Consider the following 1553-nt stretch of genomic DNA (forward strand, 5'->3'; position numbering starts at 1 on the left):
GGTGGCGGTCCTGGCCGGCTCGGCGGTGATCGGATTCCTCCTCACTCGCGGGGCTCTCTCCCCGACCGGTGAGGAGGCGGCGGACTGCGCCCCGGTCTCCGAACCCGGCCACGTGGTGGGCGACGGCCCGGGGTCGCTGGACTCGCCGTTGGGGACCGTGTTGGCCTTCGATCACGCCTACTACGTCGAGCGCTCGGCCGAGAAGGCGTTCGAGGCGGTCTCGCCGTCGAGCCGGATGACGCCGGACCGGCTGCGCGTCGAGGGGGTGGACCGGGTGCCCGAGGGCACCACCCACTGTGTGGACGCGCGGGAGCTGTCGCCCACGCTCCTCGAGGTGAGCCTCACCGAGTCCCCGCCCGATGCGGAGCCGGTGGTGATCCGGCAGCGTGTGCGGGTGGCGGAGAACCCCGACGGCACCTGGGGGATCGTCTCGATCACGCCCGCGGGATGACCAGCCGGTACCCGTGAGCCGGGGGGCGGGCTCAGGGGCCGGGGTCGAGGTACTCCTGGGCCGGGGTGCGGCCCGAGGCGACCGCGTCGAAGAACCCCGTGGTGCTCGGGCCCCACACGAGGTACGAGCCCACGGAACCGGAGGCCATGCCGTCGTAGGGGGCGGTCACGGTGAGCGGATCGCCCCTGAGCTTCCACATCACCGACGCGAGGTTCCAGATGTGGTCCCCGGAGTCGACCGTGACGGCCTCCGAGGCCGCGTCGACCAGTGACACCGCGGTGAACGGGTTGAGCAGGTTGCCCGGGGACATGGTCTCGCTCATGAGCGCGCCGAGGAACTGCCGCTGGTTGCGGACCCGCTGGAGGTCCTGCTCGGCGAACCCGTAGCGGGTGCGGACGAAGCCGAGGGCCTGCGGCCCCGCCAGGGTCTGGCAGCCGGCGGCCAGGTCGAGGCCGGCGAGCGGGTCGTTGATCGGCTCGTCGATGCAGATGTCCACGCCACCGACCGCGTCGACGATCCCGGAGAAGCCGCCGAACCCGATCTCCGCGTAGTGGTCGATCCGCATCCCGGTCTGCTGCTCGAGCGTGCGGGTCAGCAGCGCCGGACCGCCGAAGGTGTAGGCGGCGTTGAGCTTGTTCTGTCCGTAGTCCGGGATGTCGACCAGCAGGTCCCGCGGGAGCGAGATGAGCATGGTCCGGCCGCTGTCGCGCGGCGTGTACACCAACATCATGGTGTCCGTGCGTTTGCCGCCGGCATCGGACTCCGACCCGGTGGACAGCTGGGCCTGCTGCTCCGGGGTGAGTCCCTCGCGGGAGTCGGTCCCCACCAGGAGGGTGATGCTGCCCGGGGTGTTGCCGCCCCGGCCGGGGTAGTCCGGCAGCGCGTCGATCCGCTGGAGCTTCGAGTCCGCCCACAGGACGCTCACCACGCCCAGCGTCAGGATCACCACGAGCACCAGACCCAGGATCCGCATCGGCCCGAGGCGCCGTCTACCGGGTGCCCGGCGGGAGCGGCGATCGCGTGTGGACCCGTACCCGGCCCGCGACGGCCGACCGGACCGGACACCGCGCGGGTCGACCGGTTGCCTGCGGGGGTCCCGCCC

Annotated in this window: 2 protein-coding genes; one reads left to right on the forward strand and one right to left on the reverse strand. The window is 72.4% G+C overall.

What is annotated here, in order from left to right; all coding sequences use genetic code 11:
- On the forward strand, positions 1-451 hold a 451-nt coding region (locus G6017_RS13350), incomplete at its 5' end, for a DUF8176 domain-containing protein (RefSeq protein ID WP_524536298.1).
- Between the two features lie 31 nt (positions 452-482).
- Here the strand turns inward: G6017_RS13350 and G6017_RS13355 are convergent.
- A partial coding sequence (locus G6017_RS13355; RefSeq protein ID WP_241731545.1) for an LCP family protein occupies positions 483-1553 on the reverse strand: 1071 nt, incomplete at its 5' end.

Origin of the sequence: Dietzia sp. B44 (assembly GCF_014145245.1) — a bacterium.
GTDB lineage: Bacteria > Actinomycetota > Actinomycetes > Mycobacteriales > Mycobacteriaceae > Dietzia > Dietzia natronolimnaea.